Below are 23196 nucleotides of genomic sequence, written 5' to 3'. Positions count from 1 at the left end.
GTAATCGTGCAGGAAAGGGAGCCGAGACGATGCCCGAAGATCTGATCTACCAGGTTGTCCGCAACCACGAGGAGCAGTACTCCTTGTGGCCCGCGGAACGTGCCCTGCCGCTCGGCTGGACGGCCGAAGGCACGACCGGGACGCGAGAGGAATGCCTTGCGCGGGTGAACGAGATTTGGACGGACATGCGGCCGCTGAGCGTCCGACAGGCCGCGCGATGACGACCGGAGCGCGGGCGGTGGGCGGCCTGCCCGCCACCCGATGGCGACGGACCGAGGACCGCTCGACGCTCTCGTACGCCGAGCGCCGGCTGTGGTTTCTCGATCAGCTGCACCCGGGATCCACCGGGTACTCACTGCCGTACGTGTTCCGCGTCAGCGGTCCGCTGGATCTTCCGGCGCTGCGTGGTGCGATCACCGGCCTGCACCGGCGGCACGAGGTACTGCGGTCCACGTATCGTGCCGAGGCCGGAGAGCCGAAGCGGGTGATCACCGCCCCCGGCGAGGTGACCCCGGTTCTCACCGTCGTGGACTCCACGGGTGACGAATCGCGCGCACGCGAGTTGCTCGAGCGGGACCATCGGACGCCTTTCGACCTGGCGACCGAACATCCTGTCCGGTGGACGCTCATCCGGCTGGCCGCGGACGACCACCTCCTGGCGCTCACCGTGCACCACATCGCGTTCGACGAATGGTCCGGGTACGTCCTCGCCGAGGATTTCGCCGCTCTCTACGACGCCGCGGTGGCCGGAGTGCCGCCCGTGCTGAGCCCGCTCGTGTTCGACTACGCCGATCACGCGGCGCGTGAACGGTCGACCGGGTCGATCGCCTATTGGGAGCGCGAACTCGACGGCGTGGACAAGGTGGACCTGCCGCTGGATCACGCCCGTCCGCCGGTGTGGCGTCCCGAGGGCGGCAGCGTGGCGATCGAGGTACCCGCCGAACTGGCGGCGAAGCTGGCCGTGCTCGGCCGGTCGGCCGGAGCGAGCCGGTTCATGACGATGCTGGCCACGTTCACCGGTCTGCTCGCCAGGCTCAGCGGTCAGGCCGACATCTGTGTCGGCACCCCGATGTCGTGCCGTACGGACGAAGAGACCCACGCCATGGTCGGTCTGTTCGCCAACACCGTCGTGATCCGGGGGAAAGTGCGCCGGGACACGACCTTCCGGGATCTGCTCGGCGAAACGGCCACCACGACCTTGGCCGCCATGGAGCATCAGGACGTCCCCTTCGACTTGCTGGTCGAACGTCTCGGGCCGGATCGCGATCTGTCACGCAATCCGCTGTTCCAGACCATGTTCGTGCTCGAAGAGGGGAGCGGCGGCTCGTTCGAGGCCGACGGTCTGCGCTTCGAGGAGATCCCCATCCCGCCGTCGGCGGCCAAAGTGGACCTGACGCTCGCGCTGTGGGACGACGAGAATGGCGGGCTTTCGGGTCATTTCGAGTACGCGACAGCGCTGTTCGACCGGTCGACGATCGAGCGGATCGCCCGACTTTTCCTGCGCCTCGCCGAAAACGCGGTCGCCGAGCCGGACCGCCGCCTCTTCGACCTGCCGCTGTCGTCCGCGCGGCAACAGCGCGAGGAGATGGGTTACCTGCCAGCCCGGGCCGAGGACGTCTCGACGGTGGCGCTGGTGGCCCGGCAGGTGGAGTGGCGTCCTGACGCCATCGCGATCGAGGAAGGCCTTACCTACCGGGCCGTCGCCCAAGAAGCCGACAGCCTCGCGCACGCCCTGACCCAGACGGGGATCACCCGCGGGTCCGTGGTGGGCGTCTGCGTGGAGCGAGGCCCCCGCCTCGGGCCGGCGCTGCTCGGCGTCATGGCCGCCGGCGCGACGGTGTTGTGGCTCGATCCCGCGCAGCCGGTCGAACGGTCGCGCGAACTCGTGGCGGACGCCGGGGCACGGTCGGTCGTGGCGAACTGCGTGCTCGGGGAGGTCGGCGTGCCGGTGCTCGACGTAGAGGCGGACCGGCCGCCGGCACCCCGCGAATACCTGGCGACAGCGCGGATCGACCAGTCGGACACCGCGTACATCGCCTACACGTCAGGCTCGACGGGAAGGGCCAAGGGAGTACGGATCTCCCATGGCGCCCTCAGCGAGCACCTGCAGGTCATCTCGGCCGAATACCGGATCACCGAACGGTCCCGGGTGGCGTTGATCGCGGCACTCGGCTTCGACGTCTCGTTGGAGCAGATCCTCACCGCACTGGTCAGCGGCGCCCGGGTGGTCCCCTTGGACCCCCGGAGCCTGAACGCCGACCGAGTGCTCGACGGCATCCGGCGGCACTGCGTCACTCACGTCAACGTGACCCCGCTGTACTACCGGGAACTGGTGGGCAGGGCGGCCGTGCGCGACCCGAGGTTGGCCTCGGTCGAACTGCTGAACCTGGGCGGGGACGTGGTCCGAGGCAGCGACATCCGGCGCTGGCGCGACGGCGGTTTCACAGCGCGGCTCACCTGTTGTTACGGGCCGACCGAATCGACGGTCACCTGCACGCTGCTCGACACTCCGGACGACTTCGTCTCGGAGGACGTCGTGCCCATCGGGCGCGCGGTCGCGGGGACGCGGGCCTACGTGCTGGACGGCGATCTGCAGGCGGTTCCCGTCGGTGTGCCGGGCGAGCTGTACCTCGGCGGCCGCCGGATCGCGACCGGCTATCACGACAGGCCGTCGGCGACGGCCGAGAACTTCCTCCCGGATCCGTTCTCCGATCGGGCCGGGGCCCGGATGTACCGCACGGGCGACGTCGTCCGCCGTCGCGCCGACGGGGTTCTCGAATTCCGCGGCAGGGTGGACCGGCAGCTCAAGGTTCGCGGGCATCGAGTCGAACCCGCGGAGATCGAGGCCGCGCTGATCGCTCATCCGGCGGTCCGTGCCGTCGCCGTCGTGGCGCGCGAGGAGGAGCTGGTCGCCTACGTCGCGGCCGATTCCGACCAAGGAATCCGGGAGTGGCTCAGGGACCGGTTGCCCGCGTACCTGGTGCCCACCGCGATCGTCACGCTGGCCGAGCTCCCGCTGACCCCGAGCGGGAAGCTGCGGCACGCCGAGCTTCCCGCGCCGCCGCGGACCCGGCCCGGATCCGGAGCGGAAGTCGTCGAACCGCGTTCGGTCTCGGAGTCGGCCGTGGTCGAGGCGTTCGCGGCGGTGCTGGGCATCGTGGGAATCGGCGTACACGACGACTTCTTCCGGCTCGGTGGCCATTCGCTCGCCGCGACCCGGCTCGTGGCGCGGCTTCGCGACACCGCGGGCGTCGATTTGCCTGTCAGCACCGTCTTCACCGGACCCACCCCCGCCGCGCTGGCCGCCGAGATCGACAGCGCCGCCGTCCCGGCCGTCGTCTCGATCGGCAGGGCCGACCGTGACGCCCCGCTGGTGCTGTCCGCCGCCCAGCGACGGCTGTGGCTGCTCGACCGCCTCGACACGTCACGCCAGGAGTACCTGGTCCCGATGACGTACACCATCGAGGGCCCGCTGGACGTCGCCGCTCTGCGGCGTGCGGCCGACGCACTGGTGGAGCGGCACGAGATCCTCCGGACGCGGTACATCGGCGGAGAGGTCCTGGTCCAGGTCGTCGACGAACCCGGGGCCGTCGCGCTGGACGTCGTCGACGCGGACGGGCGTCCGGTCCGGCAGATCCTCGCCGACCTGACGAAGGACGGCTTCGATCTGGCACGGGACCATCAGTTCCGGCTCGTGCTGGTGCGTTCGGAGCCCGAGCACCATGTGCTGCTGATCCTGACCCATCACATTGCGTGCGACGGCCGGTCGTGGCAGATCGTCGGCGACGAACTGGCGCGGCTTTACCGAGGGGCGGAACTCCCTCCACTGGCTTGGCAGTACGCGGACTACGCCGCGTGGGAGCACACACAGGACTTGGCGCGCGGACTGGATTTCTGGAGTACGGCGCTGTCCGGGATCACCCCGCTGCAGCTGCCCGCCGACCGGCCGAGGCCCGACGTCCGGGATCCTTCGGGCTCGGTGTGCTCGTTCCGTGTTCCGGGTGAGCTCGTCCGGCTGGGACAGCGCGATGGCGCGACCGTGTTCGCCACCTGGTTCGCGCTGTACTCGGCATTGCTGAGCCGGGTGTCCGGACAGGACGACATCGTGATCGGCACTCCGGTCAGCGGCCGCGACCACGACGGATCCGACGCGCCGATCGGCTGTTTCGTCAACACGATGGCGGTGAGGGTGCCCGAGGTGAGTGGCAGTTTCCTGACCCATCTCGGCTCCGTGCGGGCGCTGCTGATCGAGGCGTACGAGCACCGTCTCGTCCCCTTCGACGACGTGGTCGCCGAGCTGGGGGCGAATCGCGATCCGGCCAGGACGCCGGTGTTCGACGTGATGTTCCAGGTTCTCGAGGAGGCCGGCCCCGGATTACCCTTGGCGGGGCTGTCCGTCCAGGAGGTCGAGCTGACCCCACGGTCGGCGATGGTCGACCTGAGCCTTTCGCTGCGCCCGAATCCCGACGGTAGCTGGACCGGCGAGTTCGAGTACGCCACGGCGTTGTTCGATCCCGCCACGATCACCCGCCTGTCAGAGCGGTTCGCCCGGTTGGCCGCCGGGGTGGCCGAGCGGCCGGAAGCCGACCTCGCCGACATCGACCTTCGTTCGGACGCCGAACGGGACGGCCGGGTGGCCTGGCACCACGACGATCCACGGCCGGTGATGGAGATCTTCGCCGAGCAGGCGCGGAAGCTGCCCGACGCGATCGCGGTCGTGGACCCGGCGGGGACGGTGACGTACCGGGAACTGGACGAGCGGAGCAACCGGCTCGCACGGCATCTGATCGCCGGCGGTGTGGTCGCCGGTTCGGTGGTGGCGGTCCGCGTGGGACGGACGGCGTGGACGGTCGTGACGCTGCTGGCCGTGCTCAAATGCGGCGCCGTCTACCTTCCGCTCGACACCGCGGAGCCGCGGCACCGGATCGACGCGCTGATCGCCGAGACCGCGCCAGTGGTGGTGGTGACGAACGAGGCCTTCGCCTGCGACGTCCCGGTGATCGATGTCCTCCGGGACGCCACCGCCATCGCGGAGCGCTCGTCACGACGTCTGACGGCACCGCGGGCTGATCTCGCGTACGTGATCTTCACGTCCGGCTCGACCGGCCGTCCCAAGGGTGTGCTGGTCGACCACACCGCACTCTCGCATCACTGCCAGGTGATGGCCGGGGCCTACCGGCTCGGACCGGGGGAGAGGCTGGCTCTGCTCGCCTCGCTGAGCTTCGACGCCTCGATGGACCAGATGCTGGCCCCGCTGGTCAGCGGCGCCGCGGTGGTCGTGCTCGACGCGCGGGCGGTGACGCCGGACCGGATGCTGCGGGACCTCCACGACCACGGTGTCACCGTCGTGGACGTCACCCCGGTCTATTTCCGCGAACTGTGCCGGGCCGCGCGACCCCGTGATCCCCGGCTCGGCGGGCTGCGGTTGATGAGTGTCGGCGGCGACGTGGTGACCGGCGAAGACGCGGCCGCCTGGCACGCGCTCGGTGTGCCGGCGGAGTTCGGCTGCACCTACGGGCCGACCGAGGCGACCATCGCCTGCACCTTCCAGCTCGTCGATGAACGGGAGGCTGAGCGTGCCGGACGTGGCGCCCTCCCCTTGGGACGGGCACTGCCAGGCTGCGGGCTGTCGGTGCTCGACTCGTCGGCGCGGCCGGTCGTTCCCGGAGCGGTCGGTGAGTTGTACGTCGGTGGCGGCAGGGTTTCCCGGGGCTATGTGAACCGGCCGGACCTGACCGCCGACCGCTTCGTACCGGATCCGTCCGGGCCTCCGGGTGCCCGCCTTTACCGCACAGGCGACCTCGTCCGGATGCGACCGGACGGTGTCGTCGAGTTCTTCGGCCGCGCGGACCGGCAGGTGAAGATCCGCGGCTTCCGGATCGAACCGGCCGAGGTCGAGACCGTCCTGTCCGCCTGCCCCGGAGTGCGGGCCGCGGTCGTGGTCCCCGGTCCGCTCCCCGCCGGCGATCAGGGACTGCTCGGCTATGTCGTCGTCGACACCGGAACCGGAACCGACGCGGTACGGGCGTATGTCCACAAGCGACTCCCGCCGCACATGGTCCCCGCGGCTCTGACCGTGATCGACAAGATCCCGTTGACGCCCAACGGGAAGGTGGCCCATGCCCGTTTGCCGAAGCCGGTCTTCCACGACAGCCGCGTGGACGTCCGCCCGATGGACCCCACCGAACGGGAAGTCGCCCGAATCTGGGGCGAGGTCCTCGGGATGACCGGTATCGGCCCGGCGGACGACTTCTTCCAGCTCGGTGGCCATTCCCTCTCCGCCACGCGGGTGTCCATGCGGACGCAGGAGGCGTTCGGGGTCGAACTGCCCCTGCACCGGTTCTTCACGGCGACGACCGTCGAGGCTCTCGCCGCCATGATTCGCGGCGAGGTGGAAGCGGCCTTCGCCGGACTGTCGGACGCCGAAGTCCTGGCACTAGCAACCGAGAACTTGGAGGCCGACCAGCGATGACGATCGACGCTGAGCCCGCTGGGCGCACTCTCGCCGAACTGCGCAAGGCTTTGGTGGAACGACGGCTGGCAGGCCGGGGATCCGAACCGTCCGCCGCCGACGGGATTCCCCGGCTCGACCGTGCCGAACCGCAGGCGCTGTCGTTCGCGCAACAACGGCTCTGGCTGCTGGACCAGCTACGGCCCGGGCAGGACGAATACCTGATCCCGATGGCGTTCCGGCTCGACGGCGAACTCGACGAGAGCGCGCTGGCCGAGGCGCTCACAGCGGTCGTCGCGCGCCACGAAGTCCTGCGTACGCGTTATGTACTCGAAGGACGCGAGCCGGTCCAAGTGATCGACGAGCCCGCTCCGGTGACACTCCGCCGTAACGCTTGTGCCGAGTCGCAGCTCCAGTCCGTGATCGCCGAGCTGACCCGGACGCCGGTGGACCTTCGCCGCGAACATCCGATCAGGGCCGACCTGATCGAACTGGGGCCCGCCAGGACCGTGCTGCTCGTCTGTGTGCATCACATCGCGTTCGACGGCTGGTCCAGCGGACTGCTGCTGCGCGAGATCTCCGAACTGTACTCGGCGAAGGTGGAGTCGCGGCCGCCGTCGCTGCCCGAAGTCCGCACGCAGTACTGCGACTACGCCCGGTGGCAACGGGACCGGAGTCGGGGGAGTGTCGGCCAAGGGCAGCTGGAGTACTGGCGCACCAGGCTGTCGGGCCTGGACACGCTCACGTTGTTCACCGACCGGCCCCATCCGGCCGAATGGCGGTCCGACGGCGGTTCGGAGGGGTTCGTCATCCCCGCGGCGGTGGCGGATGCGCTGCGGGCCACCGGCCGGGACGCCGGCGCCACGGCGTTCGTCACCCTGCTCGCCGTCGTGCATGCGTTTCTCGGGCGATACTCCGGGCAGCAGGACATCGCCGTGGGTGTGCCGTCCGCCTCGCGGCCGCGGGCCGATCTGGCGGACACCATCGGTTACTTCGGGAATATGCTGGTCATGCGTGCCGACCTGTCGGCCGATCCGTCCTTCAGGGACCTGCTCGACGAGGTACGGGCCACGTCGGTCGAGGCCTTCGCCAACCAGGACGTGCCGTTCGACTGGCTGGTCACCGAATTGCGGTCGAACCGGGATCTCTCGCGCAACCCCTTGTTCCAGGTGAGCCTGACCGTCGCGGAGGGCGACGGCGAAGAAGACCTGGCGATGACCGGGCTTACCGGGGCGGCGGTGGACGTCGACTGGATCGCGGCGAAGTTCGACCTTTCGTTCGCGATCACGGTGACCGGGGAAGGCGACTGGACCGGCGACATCGTCTATCCGACCGCCCTGTTCGACCGGGCGACGGTCCAGCGGATGGCCGGGCATTTCGTGGCGCTGGTGGCTGCCATCGCCGCGCGGCCCCAGGTCCCCGTCTCCCGGCTCGGTTTCACCACCGAGCTGGACCGGTGGGAACCCGGTGAGGCGACGTCGATCCCGGTGGCCGGCGGCATCCACGAAGAGGTCGCGCGCCGAGCCGCCGAGGCGGGCGGGAACACGGCGGTGTGCTGCGGGACGAGCAGGCTGTCCTATCGGGAGCTCGACGAACAGAGCAATCAGCTCGCCCGGCATTTGCGCGAACTCGGTGTCGGCAAGGGTGATCTCGTCGGCGTTCGGCTGCCCACCGAGCCTCGTTTGATCGTCGCGCTCCTGGCGGTGCTGAAGGCGGGCGCGGCGTATCTCCCGCTGGACCCGGAGCAGCCGGAGGATCGCGTCAACTTCATGATCGGCGACGCGGCCGTCCGGCTCGTCATCACGGAACCACGGTCGCGACAGGGGATCGACGCGCGGACGCTCGTCCTCGACGCGACGACGCGAGACTTGCTCGGGGCGTACGCCAAAGACGCCCTCGATGTCGTGGTGGATCCAGACGACCTCGCGTATGTCATGTACACCTCGGGGTCGACCGGCCTGCCCAAGGGCGTCATGGTCACCCACCGCAACGTCATGCGGCTGTTCGGTGCCATCGACCTTGAGCTGGCGACCGGTCCGGACGACGTGTGGACGGCCTTCCACTCGTACGCGTTCGACTTCTCGGTCTGGGAGATCTGGGGTGCACTGACGCACGGAAGCAGGCTCGTGCAGGTGCCGTTCGAGGTCTCCCGGTCACCGGAGGACTTTCTCCGGCTTCTGGCCGAGGAAGGCGTGACGGTCCTCAGCCAGACGCCGTCCGCGTTCGCCGGACTCACCCAGGCACTCGAAGAACGAGGTGACTATGCCGGGCTGGTGGTGCGGGCGGTGATCTTCGGCGGGGAGGCCCTCGATCCCGGTCTGCTGGGCCCGTGGTCGCGGTGGAGCGGCACGGCCTCCTCGGTGATGATCAACATGTACGGCATCACCGAAACCACGGTGCACACCACCTTCCGGGTGATCGAGCCCGCCGAGTGCCGAGGGGGCACCGTCGCGGGCCGCAGCCCGATCGGCCGCCCGCTGGCGGATATGCGGCTGCACGTCCTCGACGAGGCCGGACGCCCCGCGCCGATCGGCGTCCCCGGCGAGATCCACGTCGGTGGCGCCGGGGTGGCCCGGGGCTACCACGGCCGTGCGGCGCTGACGGCGGACCGGTTTCTGCCGGACCCGTTCGCCGTCGAGCCGGGAGCGCGGCTCTATCGGTCGGGTGATCTCGGCAGGCTGACCGCGGGCGGTGAGGTGGAATACCTCGGAAGGGCCGACCAGCAGATCAAGATCCGCGGCCACCGGATCGAACTCGGGGAGATCGAGGCGGCCCTGTCGAGCCATCCGGCCGTGGCCGCGGCGGTCGTCGACGTGACGTGGTCGGGTCCCGGTGACGGACGCGTCTTCGGCTACGTGGTCGCTTCGGGGGAGTTCGAACCGGCGGACGTGCTCCGGCACGCGGCGGCCAGGCTGCCGCGGTACATGATGCCCGCGGCGGTCGTCGGCATTCCCCGTATCCCGTTGACGGTCAACGGGAAACTCGACCGGGCGGCGTTGCCCGAACCGCGGGTGGATTCCCAGGTCGCTTACGTGGCGCCGCGCTCGGCGGCGGAGACCGCCGCCGCGACGATCTTCGCGGCGGTCCTCGAAGTGCCCCGGGTGGGGGCGAAGGACAACTTCTTCACCATGGGCGGAGACTCGATCCGGGCCGTGCGGGCGGTCGGCATGTTGCGCGCACAGGGATTCGAGGTCACCGTCGCGGACCTGTTCCGTCGCCAGACCGTGGAGGAGATCGCCGGGCTGGCGAGCGGATTCGTCGAAGCGGACGAGCTGACGCCGCCGTTCGCGCTGATCTCCGGCGAGGACCGCGCCTGCCTGCGGGACGGTGTCGTCGACGCGTATCCGCTGGCGGAGGCGCAGGCGGGCATGGTCTACGAGTTCCTGCGCGACGACGACGTGCACCGCTACCACAACGTGACCAGTTACCCGGTCCGGGAAAAGGGGACGTTCTCCCTGGACGCGTTGCGGCGGGCGGCCCGGATCGTCACGGCACGCCACGACGTACTGCGGACGTCGTTCGACGTCGAGAACTTCACCGAGCCGCTTCAACTCGTGTACGGGGAGCCGGCGGTCGTGATCCGGTGTACCGACCTGAGCGACATCGCCGAGGCGGAACAGTCCTCCCGCTTGTGGGAGGTCATCGCGGCAGAGCGCGCCGAGCTGTTCGACCTCGACGCGGCCCCGTTGTGGCGCCTGCACGTCGTGGTTTCGGCGCCCGACCGCTGGCAGCTGTGCCTGGTCGAGTTCCACCCGATACTCGACGGCTGGAGCCACAACTCCTTCGTCGTCGAGCTGTTGCGGACCTACGAGAAGTGCCGTGACGGCCACGAGATCGAGGAGTCCGGGCCGGACACGGTGCGGTTCGCCGACGCCATCGCGCTGGAACGGGCGTCGATCGGCTCCGCGGCGGACCGGGCGTTCTGGGCCGGGCGGGTGACCGGGGAATGGGAGCGGCTCACGCTGCCCGAACTGTGGTCCGGTCCCGTTGGCGCGGCGCATTACGAGGTGCGGGTGCCGTTGAAGGGGATAGACGAGGGACTGCGGGCGCTCGCACGGACCGCCGCGGTGCCGTACAAGACCGTCGTGCTCGCCGCCTACCTGAGGATGCTGGGGATCGCGACCGGCCAGGACCGGTTCTTCGCCGGTCTGGTTACCAACGGCAGGCCGGAGCGGCTCCGCGGCGACGACGTCCGGGGCATGTTCCTCAACATCGTGCCGTTCGCCGCCCCGACCGTCCCGGACACCTGGACGCGGTACGTCAAGGACGTCTTCGCCGAGGAGATCGCGGTCCATCCGCATCGCCGCTATCCGATGCCCAAGATGCGGCGGGACTGGGGAGGCGACGCGCCACTCGTCGAGACGGCCTTCAACTTCCTCGATTTCCATGTGCTCGACGAGGAACTGGTCGACGTCGACGAACTGCAGGACGTCAGCCCCAACGAATTCGCCATCGCGGTGTCGACCGAATTCGACTGCGTGGCGATCACGGCCCGGCCGGAGCGTGTGGCACCGGAGTACGGAGAACTGCTGGGACGCTTGCTCAACCAGGTGCTGACCGCGATGGCCACCACGCCCCTCGGCGACCCCCGGAGGTGCCTGCTCGATCCGGCCGACCGGCTGCGCGCACTCGCCCTGTCCGAAGGGCCGGCCGAACGAGGCGACACGACCTTCGTCGACCTCGTGGACCGATGGGCTATCGAGCGCGCCCATGAACCCGCCGTATGCGATGCCACCGGTGAGCTCACCTATGCGCGGCTGCGGCACCGGTCGGCTCAAGTGGCGGCCGGGCTCGCGGCGCGGGGGATCGGCCCGGAGAACGTGGTCGGCATCAGCCTGCCGCGCGGCGGGCTACTCGTGACGGCCGTCCTCGGCGTGCTGCGCGCGGGGGCCGCGTTCCTGATCCTGGATCCCTCGCAGCCACCGGCACGGCGGGAGACGGTCCTCCGCGAGGCCGGAGCGGTCGCGATCCTCGGTGCGGACACCACCGCCTCCGGGCTCCCGGTGCTGGACCCCGCGTCGTTCGACACCATGCCCGCTCTCGCCGCACCGGTCCCGGTGCAGCCCGATTCGCTGGCGTACCTGATCAGCACGTCGGGCTCCACCGGCACGCCGAAGAGCGTGATGCTGACCCACCGCGGGTTGGCCAACCTCGTTGGCCCGCACGCCGCGGACCTGGGCATCGGACCGGGTGACCGGGTCGCCCAACTGGCTCCGGTCGTCTTCGACATGGCCGTGTTCGAGATCGTCCAGGCGCTGGCTCACGGCGGCACGGTCTGTGTACCGGACCCGGGGGAGCAGGCGGTCGGGGACGCCCTCGCCGGTCAGCTGACCGAGCTGGAGGTCAGCCACCTCGTCATCGTCCCGTCGGCGCTGGCCATGCTGGATCCGGAGAAGGTGCCCGGCCTCGCGGTGATCGCCGTGGCCGGGGAGGGCTGCCCGCAGTGGCTGGCCGACACCTGGTCGGACCGTGTGCGGTTCTTCAACCTGTACGGCCCGAGCGAGTACACGATCTGGGCGACCGGTGTGGAGGTCGTCCCTGGGCTCGAACGAGGGGTGACGATCGGACGGCCGATCGCCAATGCCACGGCCTACGTCCTGGATTCGTGGCTCGATCCGGTGCCGGTCGGGGTGCCGGGAGAGCTGTGCCTCGGTGGTGCCGGTCTCGGCCGCGGATACGCGGGAAGGCCCGGCCAGACCGCGGACCGGTTCGTACCGGATCCGTTCGGCGAAGTCCCCGGGGCACGCCTTTACCGGACCGGTGATCGGGTGGTCCGCCGACCCGGCGGCGAACTGTTGTTCCTCGGCCGGTCGGACCACCAGGTGAAGGTCAACGGGCACCGGATCGAGCTCGGCGAGATCGAGTCGGCGCTCCAGGCCCATCCGGAGGTCCGGCAGGCGGTCGCCGTGGTCCAGGGAGAGGGGGAACTGCGGCATCTCTCCGCCTTCGTGACGACAGCCGACGGGGGCACGGTTTCCGAAACGGAGATCGAGGATTTCCTCCGCGACCGGCTCGCCGGCTACCTGATGCCGTCCCGGATCGTCCGTCTCGACGAACTGCCCAGGAGCGAAAGCGGCAAGATCGACCGGGCAACGCTGGAACGGACACGGGTGGACGACGCCCGCCGCACCGATCTGGTGCCTCCGAGGAACGCACGGGAAGCCGGGATCGCGGCCGTATGGCGACGGGTCCTGCGCGTCGACCAGGTCAGCGTGCATGACGACTTCCTGCGGCTGGGTGGGCATTCCCTGCTGGCCGTGCGGCTGGCTTCGCAGCTGGCGACGATCCTGGGCCACGCCGTGTCCGGAGCCGACGTCATCCGGTGGCGGACGATCGCCAGGATCGCGGAGGGAGCGGACAGCGCGCGGCCGGAGGGGCCGCTGGTCTGGTTCCGCGAAACGGGGGCCGCTGCACCGTTGCTGTGCGTGCACCCCGGCGGCGGTGACGTGCACTGGTACGAGAACCTCGCCGCCTCGCTGCCCGAGGACCAGCCGGTGGGCGGGTTCCGCTTCGAGGGATCGCGACGGTTCCCCGACGGCGTCACGGTCGCTCGACTGGCCCGCTACTACCTGGATCAGCTGGACGACGAGGTGACCGCGTCCGGAGTGCGTCTTCTGGGCTGGTGCGGCGGCAGCGCCATCGCGTGGGAGATGGCCAGACTGCTCACCGAGGCGGGCCGGGAGGTGACGCTGACCCTGATCGATCCGGTGGCCCCGGTTTCCGACGCCACCGACCAGCTGCGGGATTTCCAGCGATGCGAAGAACTTTTCGCCGCACTGAGCGGAGGCGAGAGCCGAGTGCGCGCCGAGGCGTTCGCGCTGCTGGCGGAGCTGCTCGACGAGGAGTTGCCGGAAGACGACCTGACCGACGACGAGTGGTCGGAGCGGGTCCGTGGATGGAACAGCCTGCTCAAGGCGATCTTCGGCTACCGCTTCGAAGTGGCGCGGTGGCCTGTGGACCTCGTCTTCGGCGAGGAGATCGCCACCGGGGCGCATACGGTGGTCCAGGACATCGACCCGGCAGAGTATTCCGCTTCGTGGCAACGGTTGCTGGCGGGCACCGCATATACCCGGACCACCGTGCCGGGCAGTCATCTCGGGATCCTGGAGGAACCCCACGTCGGGCGGCTCGCCGAACTCCTGTCCGGTGACCGGGTTCAGCGGAGCGAACCATGACGGGGCAACTTGTTCCGCTTCGTCAGAACCGCGACTTCCGGCTGTTGTGGATCGGCCAGACGCTGTCCGCGCTGGGCTCGACGATGTCCTCGGTCGCGCTTCCCCTGCTCGTGCTGGTGGCCACCGGCTCACCGATCAAAGCCGGGATCGTCGCCCTCGCCGGGAACCTGCCCTTCATTTTGCTGCAGCTTCCGGCCGGGGCCTTCGTCGACCGGCTGAACCGGCGTACCGTGATGATCAGCTGCGACCTGGGGCGGGCGCTGGCGGCAGGCAGTGTCGCGGTCGCGTTGCTGGCGGACGAGCTGACCTTCGCGCATCTCGTGGTGTACGCGGCTGTGGACGCGACGCTCGCGGTTCCGTTCCAGCTGGCCGAATCGGCGGCGTTGAGCAGGATTGTCGTCGACGAGAGCCAGCTTTCCACCGCCATCGCCCTGAACCAGGGCCGTGCCTACGGCGCCGAACTGGCCGGACAGCCGGTGGGCGGTCTGCTGTTCGGCATCAGGAATTTCCTGCCCTTCGTCGCGGAGGCGATCGCCTACGTGGGCTCGTTGCTGACCGTGCTCGCACTGCGCACACCGCTGCCCGCGCCACCGCGGACACGGGCACCGCATCTGCTGCGGGATATCAAGGAGGGGGTGACGTGGTTCTGGAGCAAGCCGTTCCTCCGCTGGACGGCGTTGTTCGTCTCCGCGAGCGACTTCGTCATCAACGGGCTTTTCCTGCTGCTCGTGGTGATCGCGCAGCGGGAGGGAGTGTCGGAGGTCGAGATCGGCTTCATGCTCGCACTCGGCGGCGCCGGGGGTGTGGCAGGATCTCTGCTGGCACCACTGATCCAGAAACGGATCGGGTCGATGCGGCTCATTGTCGCCGGTGTCGCCTGGATCGGCGCGCCGATGGTCGCGGCGCTCGCGCTGACCACCGACTATCTCTCGATGGGTCTCCTGCTCGGCCTGACTATGTCGGTCTGGCCGGTGTGGAACGCGGTCATCATGGCACGCTGGCTGGTGCTGATCCCGGACGAGCTGATGGGCCGGGTGCAGAGCGCGGCCGTCCTGATCGCCGGAGCGCCGGTCCCGCTGGCCGGGCTCGCCGCCGCGTTCCTCTACGAATCACTCGGTTCCGTCGGTGCCCTTCTCGTTTTCGCGGGCATCATGCTGACCGTCGCGATCTTCGCCACGCTGCACAAGGTGGTCCGCGATGCCGACATTCCGGTCGACGCCGATCATTCGTTGACCTAGTGCGCGATTTGTCCCAGAGAACCTGATCGTGAACAAAGGAGCCTCCATGGCCAGGAATCCCGACAGTGTGCTGTCCTGTGTGGACATGAACGGCGACGTGCTCGCCGACGGCGTGCTCAGGTACGCCTTCCGGCAATTGCTGGGGAACAACGGGTATGTCCATGTCGTCAACGTTCCCGAAAGCTTCGACCACGTCGAATTCCTCAAGGAGATGGGCGAATTCCAGCCCACGCCGACCGGAACGGTCGTCGGCGACGTGAAACCCGAGCGAGGCATGGACGACGTCAACCACGGACAGAACCGCGGAGGTTTGACGCCGCATACGGAAGGCTACGAGTTCCATGGGCTCCCGCCGCGCTACCTCGGCCTGTGGTGCGTCAACCCGCCCGCCGGCCAGGGTGGGGAGACCACGATCTTCGACGGCAACCGGGTTCTGACCGAGTTCACCGACGACGAACGGGTCCATCTACGTGACACCGCCTATCGCTGGGGATCCACCGAAGGGCTTGCCCGTCATGGTGTCCGGCCGACGGCGGAGCACCCGGTACTGGAAGAACACGACGGCGAGACGATCTTCCGGTTCTCCACCAACTATCTCGTCGTCCCCGACGGCGACGACGTCGCGCGGCGGGTGATCGACCGGGGCAACGAGCTGTTCGCCGAACGGCATATCGCGGTCCGCTACCGGCGACACGACCTGCTGGTCTGGGACAACTGGCGGATGCTGCACTCCCGCAACGCCTTCGAGGATCCCGAACGGCATCTCAAGCGTGTGCAGATCGCGGCATGAACGGCGCACAGGTGGTGATGGAGACGCTCGGCGCCGCCGGTGTCGGCTTCTGTTTCACGAATCCGGGGACCTCGGAAATGCACCTGGTCGCCGAAATGGCGACCAGGCCGTCGATCCGCAACGTGCTTTGCCTGTTCGAGGGAGTCGCGACCGGCGCCGCCGACGGTTACGGCCGGATGGCCGGGAAACCGGCCGCTACGCTTCTGCATCTCGGGCCGGGCCTGGGGAACGGCCTGGCGAATCTGCACAACGCCCGCCGGGCCGCCACCCCGTTGGTGAATCTCGTCGGCGACCACGCCACGTACCACAAGGCGTTCGATCCGCCACTGGACTCCGACATCGAGTCCATGGCGGGAACGGTGTCGACCTGGGTCCGCCGTACGACGAGCGTCGAGCACGTCGGCTCGGACATCGCCGAAGCCCTCGTCGCCGCGCGCACCGGACGCGGTGTGGCGACCCTGATCCTCCCTTCGGACGTCTGCTGGTCGGCCGGGGGAAGCGTCGCGCCGATCCCGGCGATCCCGCCGGACGGCTTCGACGCGGACGAGGTGGAGCGGGTCGCCAAGGTCCTGAGGAACGAGGAAGGCTGTCTGCTGTTCGTCGGCGGTGCCGTCATGCGGCGGGACGGACTGCGCGCGGCCCGCCGGATAGCGCGGGCGACCGGTACCCGGCTGCTGGCAGAGAAATCGCCCGCCCGGCACGAGCGTGGCGGCGGTATCCCGGACCTGGTGCGCCTGCCGTACCCGGTCGACGAGGCCCTGGGGACGTTGCGTGGCTATCGGCACATCGTCTTCGCCGGTGCCCGGCCCCCGGTGGCGTTCTTCGCCTATCCGGGCAAACCCAGCGAGCTCGTTTCCCCGGAAACCGAAGTGCACGAACTCGGCCAGTCGGCCGCAGCACTGGAGTACCTGGCCGAACTGATCGCGGCGGGCGAACTCCCGGACGACGGGCCGCGGGCGCGCCCCGGCATGCCCACCGGAGGGCTGACCGCGGAAGCGGTCGCGGCCGTCACCGGAGCGCTGTTGCCCGAAGGCGCCGTGCTCGTCGACGAATCCATGACCTCCGGCCAGCACTTGCCCGCCGCGACCGCCGATGCGCCCTGGCACGACTGGCTCAGCCTCACCGGCGGGTCGATCGGGATGGGCACGCCCGCCGCCACCGGTGCTGCGCTGGCCTGCCCGGACCGGCCGGTGATCTGCTTCGTGGCCGACGGCAGCGCGATGTACACCCCGCAGTCCTGGTGGACGCAGGCGCGCGAAAGCCTGAACGTCACCACCGTCATCCTGAACAACTCCTCGTACGCGATCTTGGCGGGCGAACTGGGCAGAGTCGGTACCTTCACCGACGCGGACCTGGACCGGGCCAGGGAGTTCATCGACATCTCTGGGCTGGACTTCGTGTCACTGGCAGCGGGGATGGGCATACCCGGCGCGCGCGTCGACACGGCGGAGGGGTTCGCCGGAAAGTTCCGTGAGGCGCTCGCCGAACCGGGCCCGCATCTCATCGAGGCCGTCATACCACCCGTGGCCGCATTGTGAGGCGCGGACGATGACGGCCACCTTCTCCCAGATCTCCGTGCTGCCCGGCGTCTGGCCGACCAGCGGGCTGTTGGAACGGTTGTGCGCGGTGAGTGAGCGACCGCCGTTGGTGCTGCCCGAATGGCCGTCCGAGAACTCCGCGGACCGGCGGGCGTTCGTCGGCACCGACGCCATCCTGGCCGGCTGGAAGGACGAACTCGGCGCGGACCGGCTGGCCCAGCTGCCCGCGCTGCGCTACATCGGCTTGCGGGCCACGTCGACCGACCGGGTGGATCTGGACTACGCGACCGGTCACGGCGTCACTGTCTCGCCGATCCAGGGCTACGGCGACATCGGGACCATGGAGTTCGTCGCGGAACAGCTCCTGCGGCACGCGCGTCGAGGCGACCCGGCGCGCGGGGAACTGTCCGGACGTCGCCTGGGCGTCATCGGTTACGGCCCCGTCGGGCAGGGCGTCGGCCGGATCGCCACAGCGCTGGGGATGGACGTCCTGTTCCATACGCCCACCCATCGCCTCGCGGCGGCGGGCGGGCCACGGTGGGCTCCGCTCCGGACAGTGCTGGCCACCTCCGACTACCTGACCTTCCATTCGCCCGCCTATCGCCACGTCGTCGGCCTCGACGAGCTGAAGAGCGTGCCGTCGGAAGCCGTGGTCGTCCTGACGACCTTGGGCCTGCCCATGGCCGAAGCCGATCTGATCGAGTGGCAACGGGGCCGCACCGGAAAGGTCGTACTCGACCTGTGCGCGGGGCACGGTCTGTCCGCTGCCGCCAAGCAGGTGCCCGGAGTCGAACTGCACGAACTCTATGCCGCCAGGACCGCGGAATCGGTGCGTCGCGCCGAAGCCGGGCTGCTGGCCAACCTCGTCGCCTGCCTGAATCCGAGCGAAAGGGAAAGTCGTTGACGCCCAACCCATTCGACGCGCCGGACGAGCGGTTCCACGTGCTGGTCAACGCCGAGGGACAGCATTCGCTCTGGCCGGCTTTCGCGGAGGTGCCCGTGGGCTGGACCGTCGTATTCGGGCCCACCGATCGCGAGTCCTGCCTGACGCACATTCGTGAGCACTGGACGGATATGCGACCACAAAGCCTGCGGGCACAACTGAGCTGACAGGAGCGAGCGAGTGGACGTCGGCCTTCTCATCGACGAACAGATCCGCCTGCGCGGCGACTCCGCGATCGCGGTCGCGGCCGACGACGGCCGGTTGACGTATCGCGAATTCGGTGTCGAGGCGGGCAGAATCGCCGCCGCGCTCATCGAATCCGGGGTCCGGCCGGATGACGTCGTGGCGGTGCGGCTGCCGAGAGGAGCCGGGCTGGCCGCCACGCTGCTCGGCGTACTCTGGTCCGGCGCCGCGTATCTTCCGCTGGACCCCGGCGCGCCGCGCCCGCGCGGGGACCGGATGATCCAGACGGCGGGAGCGCGGTTCATCGTCACCGACGAACCCGCGCCCGAGGGCGTGCGGCCGGTCAGGCCGGGGCGGACGGTGGCGGGCCCGCGCACGTCACGTCCCGAAGATCTCGCCTACGTCGTGTTCACCTCCGGTTCGACCGGTGAGCCGAAGCCCGTGGCCATCCCGCGTGGCGCGCTGTCCAACCACATCGTGGCCGCAGGCCGGAGGTACGGGCTGACGGGCGAGGACCGGGTGCTGCAATTCTCCAACGTGGCCTTCGACGTGTACGCCGAGGAGCTTTTCCCGACACTGGCGGCCGGTGGCCGGGTCGTGGTGCTGCCCGAGGCCGTACCGCCGGTCGTTCGCTTCGAAGAGTTCCTCGCGCGGGAGCAGATCACGGTGGTCAACTTGCCCACCTCCTACTGGACACAGTGGACCAAAGAGCTCGACGCCTCCCGTCTGGACAGCCTGCGGCTTGTTGTGACCGGCAGCGAGGCCGGGCACGCCACGGATCTGCGAGCATGGCGGCGGACGTCCCCGGTACCGGTGATCAACGCCTACGGACTCAGCGAAACCACGATCACTACCACGGCCGCCGAGCTGTCCGATGTGGAGGAAGGTGTCCTGCCACTGGGGCGGCCACTCGCCGGCATGCGGGTCTACGTCCTGGACGAAAGACTCGACCAGGTCGCCGACGGCGCGGTCGGGGAGCTCTACATCGCCGGGGCGGGCCTGGCCCGTGGTTATGCCGACCGGCCGGACCTGACGGCCGAACGGTTCGTCGCGTGCCCGTTCGGGCCGGGTGAGCGGATGTACCGCACCGGCGACCTCGTCCGGAAGAACGAGGATGGCGGGCTCCGGTTCGAGGGGCGCGCGGACGACCAGGTGAAGATCCGGGGAATCCGCGTGGAACCGGAAGAAGTCCGGGCCGCGCTGGAGGAACATTCCGAAGTCGCGTCCGCCGCCGTGGTCGCGCGCCGGTACGACAGCGGGGAAACCGGGCTGATCGGCTACGTCGTCGCGCGCCACGAAGACTCGCTGGTCCGCGTACGCGAGTGGCTGAGCCAGCGGCTGCCCTCGCATCTGGTGCCGCACAGCCTTGTTCCGCTGGAACGGATTCCGTTGACCGGAAACGGAAAACTTGACCGGGCGGCACTGCCGGTGCCCGTGCGGACCACGACCTTCTCCCCGCCGCGCGACGCCGAGGAAGCGATCCTGTGCTCGTTGTTCGGCGAAGTGCTCGGCGTGGACGAAGTCGGCGTGCACGCGAACTTCTTCGAACTGGGCGGGCATTCGCTGCTCGCTGCCCGGCTGGTCGGCCGTCTCGACGCCGAGGTGTCCATCCGCTGTGTCTTCGACGCGCCCACGCCGGCCCTGCTGGCGGCCCTGGTCCGGGAGCGGGGGACGGCGCGGACGGCGATCCGGCCGGTGACCCGGCCCGAATCGATCCCGCTTTCTCCCGCACAGCAACGGTTATGGTTTCTCGGCCAGCTGGGGGCTTCGCCGACCTACAGTCTGCCTTTCGCCGTCCGGTTGCGGGGCGATCTGGACCGCGCGGCCCTCGAAGCCTCGGTGGCGGACGTCATGGCGCGGCACGAGGCCCTGCGCACGGTCTTCACCGAAGATCAGGGCACGCCGTACCAAACGGTGCTCCCGGTCGAATCGGTGCGCGTCGACCTGCCTGTCGAGTATCCCGAAGACGTGGACGCCGCGATCCGGCACGATATCGACACCCCGTTCGACCTGTCCGCGGATCCGCCGTTGAGGGTGCGGCTGTTCGGTATCGGGCCGGAAGAGCACGTACTGCTCCTGACGATGAACCACATCGGCACCGACGGTTGGTCGATGCGGCCGCTGGCCCGGGACCTGCACGACGCGTACTCCGCGCGGCTGGCCGGAGCGGCTCCCGCTTGGTCACCGCTGCCCGTACAGTACGTGGACTACACGCTCTGGCAGGCCGATCTGCTGGGGCCATCGAGGAAGCGGACGCCTCTCGCCCTGCGGCAACTGGACTTCTGGCGCCGGACCCTGCGGGATCTGCCGGAGGACGTGCCCGCGACGGACCTGCCGAGACCCTCCGTGAGCAGCGGCCGCGGCGAGGCGGTGCCGATCACCATCGAGCAGGCATCGCACCGGGCGGCCGCCGCGCTGGCCAGGCGGACCGGCACCACGGTCTTCATGATCGTGCAGTCGACCGTCGCCGCGCTGCTGACCAGGCTCACCGCCGCGACGGACATCCCGATCGGCACACCGGTGGCCGGTCGCGGCGATCCGGCGCTGGAACAGCTGATCGGGTTCTTCGCCAACACCGTGGTCCTGCGGACGGACACCGGCGGCGATCCCACTCTGCTCGACCTGGCGCGCCGTGTCCGGCAGACCGATCTGGACGCGTTCGACAACCAGGACGTCCCGTTCGGAGACGTCGTCGAAGCGGTCAACCCAGGACGGTCGCTCACCCGCAATCCGCTGTTCCAGGTCATGCTCCTGCTGGCGGGCGAGAAGGACGGCGAAGGGTTCCGGTTTCCCGGCCTGACGGCCGACACGAGGGACGTCTTCACCGGCGCGGCACTCGTCGACCTGCTGTTCGATCTCGTGGAGCGGTACGACGCGGACGGGTCGCCCGCCGGAGTCCACGGCAGACTGGAAGTCGCCGCCGACCTCTACCTGCCGGAATCGGTGTCGTTGATGGCGAAGCGGTTCGCCGCGCTCTTCGAACGGTGGGTCGCGCGGCCGGACCTTCCGTTGTCCGAAGTGGACCTTTTCCTCGGCAACGAACGCGCCGACGTTCTCGACCGGTGGAACGCGACCGAGGTTCCCTTGCCCGACATCACCCTGCCCGGGCTGATCGAGAAGCAGGTAGCCGCGACACCGGATGCCCCGGCCATCAGGTCGGCGGACGGGGAGATCACCTTCGCCGAGTTGAACGAACGGGCCAACCGGATCGCGCACCTGCTCCTGTCGCGCGGTATCGGTCCGGGCGATCACGTCGGTGTCCTGCTGGCTCGTGGTCCTCGGCAGATCGAGGCCTTTGTCGGCATTTTGAAATGCGGTGCCGCGTATCTGCCGATCGACCCGGCCTATCCCGGCGATCGGATCCGGTTCATGATCGAAGACAGCCATCCTGCGATCGTTTTCGCGGCGGCGGCCGATTCTCTGCCCTGCGAGGTCCTGACGCCGGCCGACCTCGCGTCGGTCACCGGCCTGCCGGTGTCCAATCCACTCCCGGCGGATCGTCCGCGGCCGTTGACGGCGGACACGCCGAACTACGTGGTCTACACGTCGGGCTCGACCGGACGGCCGAAAGGCGTGGTGCTCCCCGCCAAGGTCCTGCTCAACGAAATGCTCTGGCACGCCACGCAGGCACCGTACGAGCCGGACGCGCGGGTGGCGCAGTTCAGCGCCATCGGATTCGACATGTCCGAGCACGAGATGCTCACGGCCCTGATCAACGGCAAGACGCTGTGCGTTCCCGACGAAGACACCCGCTCGGATCCGGCACGGCTGGCCCGCTGGCTCGACGACGAACGTGTCACCGAGTTCTACGCCACCAACGCCATCATGGCCGCGGTCTACGAGGCGGCCACCGAGCAGGGACTGGGTTTCGTGGCGCTGCGGCATCTGGTGCAGGGCGGCGAAATGCTTCACCTCACCCCGTCGGTCCGGGCCTTCCACGCCGCCCGGCCGTGGCTGCTTCTGCACAACGAGTACGGCCCGTCGGAGACCCACGGAGTGACCGGCGCCGCCTTGCCCGCCGACGTCGGCGAGTGGCCGTACCAGCCCACGGTCGGTCCGCCGATCTGGAACACCCAGGTTTTCGTACTGGACGAGCGTCTCCGGCCGGTCCCGGTCGGGATCGTCGGCGAGCTGTATCTGGCCGGCAACAACGTGGCGCACGGTTATCTCGGGCGGCCAGACCTGACCGCGGCACGGATGGTGGCGAACCCGTTCGGCCCTCTGGGCTCCCGGATGTACCGCAGTGGTGACCTGGGCCGCTGGCGTTCCGGCGGTTCACTCGAACTGGTCGGCCGGGTCGACGACCAGGTCAAGATCCGCGGTGTGCGGATCGAACTGGGCGAGCTGAACTCGGTGATCGGGACGCATCCGGCCGTCGGGCAGGCCGCCACCGTGCTGCGTGAGGACCGGCCGGGGGACCGGCGCCTGGTCGCGTATGTCGTCCCCGCCCGGTCGGGCCCCGCGCCGACGGTGGCGGAGCTGCGCAGGCATGTAGCCGCGGCGGTTCCCGAACCCGTCGTTCCCTCGGCCTTCGTCGTGCTGAGCATGCTCCCGGTCACCGCGAACGGCAAGGTCGACCAGGCCCGGCTGCCGAAACCGATCCATGTCGGCACGGCGCGGCACACGCCGAGCACCGAGCAGGAGACCGTGGTGTGCGACCTGTTCATGGAAGTCCTCGACGCTGATGAAGTCGGCGTGCACGACAACTTCTTCGAACTCGGTGGTCATTCCTTGCTGGTGACGCGGCTGCTGAGCCGGATGCGCGGAAAGCTCGGAGTAGAGCTGACCGTGCGGACGGTGTTCGAGGCGCCGACGCCTGCCGAACTAGCTGCCAGGATCGACAGCGCCGGGTGACGGGCACAGCGAAAGGCGGTGAGC

Annotated in this window: 9 protein-coding genes; all 9 read left to right on the top strand. The window is 69.4% G+C overall.

Translation table 11 applies throughout. The features are described from left to right. Nucleotides 1–29 precede the first annotated feature (29 nt). The 9 genes from AVR91_RS06445 to AVR91_RS06405 are packed head-to-tail and all read left to right on the top strand — an operon-like array spanning nt 30 to nt 23172. Complete coding sequence (locus tag AVR91_RS06445) at nt 30–221, top strand: MbtH family protein (protein WP_063274865.1); 192 nt, start codon at nt 30–32, stop codon at nt 219–221. Then, nucleotides 218–6472, top strand: a complete 6255-nt coding sequence (locus AVR91_RS06440; protein ID WP_063274864.1) for a non-ribosomal peptide synthetase — start codon at nt 218–220, stop codon at nt 6470–6472. Before AVR91_RS06445 ends, AVR91_RS06440 begins: the two co-directional genes overlap by 4 nt. Beyond that, nucleotides 6469–13626: a non-ribosomal peptide synthetase gene (locus tag AVR91_RS06435; protein WP_063274863.1), complete on the top strand. Its 7158-nt coding sequence runs from the start codon at nt 6469–6471 to the stop codon at nt 13624–13626. Before AVR91_RS06440 ends, AVR91_RS06435 begins: the two co-directional genes overlap by 4 nt. Further along, on the top strand, nt 13623–14864 hold the full coding sequence (locus AVR91_RS06430) for an MFS transporter (RefSeq protein ID WP_063274862.1): 1242 nt from the start codon (nt 13623–13625) through the stop codon (nt 14862–14864). The genes AVR91_RS06435 and AVR91_RS06430 overlap by 4 nt, the downstream gene beginning before the upstream one ends. Nucleotides 14865–14910: 46 nt before the next feature. Continuing rightward, nucleotides 14911–15654, top strand: a complete 744-nt coding sequence (locus AVR91_RS06425) for a TauD/TfdA family dioxygenase (RefSeq protein ID WP_063274861.1) — start codon at nt 14911–14913, stop codon at nt 15652–15654. Next, nucleotides 15651–17192 (top strand): acetolactate synthase large subunit, encoded by a 1542-nt coding sequence (locus AVR91_RS06420; protein WP_063274860.1) that lies wholly within the window; start codon nt 15651–15653, stop codon nt 17190–17192. The genes AVR91_RS06425 and AVR91_RS06420 overlap by 4 nt, the downstream gene beginning before the upstream one ends. 10 nt (nt 17193–17202) lie before the next feature. Further along, on the top strand, nt 17203–18096 hold the full coding sequence (locus AVR91_RS06415; RefSeq protein ID WP_063274859.1) for an NAD(P)-dependent oxidoreductase: 894 nt from the start codon (nt 17203–17205) through the stop codon (nt 18094–18096). After that, the gene (locus AVR91_RS06410) at nt 18093–18302 is read left to right on the top strand and encodes an MbtH family protein (protein WP_063274858.1); all 210 of its coding nucleotides are present in this window, start codon (nt 18093–18095) and stop codon (nt 18300–18302) included. The genes AVR91_RS06415 and AVR91_RS06410 overlap by 4 nt, the downstream gene beginning before the upstream one ends. Nucleotides 18303–18315: 13 nt before the next feature. Then, on the top strand, nt 18316–23172 hold the full coding sequence (locus AVR91_RS06405) for a non-ribosomal peptide synthetase (RefSeq protein ID WP_063274857.1): 4857 nt from the start codon (nt 18316–18318) through the stop codon (nt 23170–23172). The last annotated feature ends 24 nt before the right edge of the window (nt 23173–23196 follow it).

The sequence above is a fragment of the Amycolatopsis keratiniphila subsp. keratiniphila genome, from assembly GCF_001620365.2.
Classification (GTDB): domain Bacteria; phylum Actinomycetota; class Actinomycetes; order Mycobacteriales; family Pseudonocardiaceae; genus Amycolatopsis; species Amycolatopsis keratiniphila.
This window is presented reverse-complemented; position numbering and strand designations above follow the sequence as displayed.

Coding starts and splice junctions, on each gene's coding strand:
- AVR91_RS06445 (WP_063274865.1), top strand. CDS start 30: ATGCCCGAAGATCTGATCTACCAGGTTGTCCGCAACCACGAGGAGCAG.
- AVR91_RS06440 (WP_063274864.1), top strand. CDS start 218: ATGACGACCGGAGCGCGGGCGGTGGGCGGCCTGCCCGCCACCCGATGG.
- AVR91_RS06435 (WP_063274863.1), top strand. CDS start 6,469: ATGACGATCGACGCTGAGCCCGCTGGGCGCACTCTCGCCGAACTGCGC.
- AVR91_RS06430 (WP_063274862.1), top strand. CDS start 13,623: ATGACGGGGCAACTTGTTCCGCTTCGTCAGAACCGCGACTTCCGGCTG.
- AVR91_RS06425 (WP_063274861.1), top strand. CDS start 14,911: ATGGCCAGGAATCCCGACAGTGTGCTGTCCTGTGTGGACATGAACGGC.
- AVR91_RS06420 (WP_063274860.1), top strand. CDS start 15,651: ATGAACGGCGCACAGGTGGTGATGGAGACGCTCGGCGCCGCCGGTGTC.
- AVR91_RS06415 (WP_063274859.1), top strand. CDS start 17,203: ATGACGGCCACCTTCTCCCAGATCTCCGTGCTGCCCGGCGTCTGGCCG.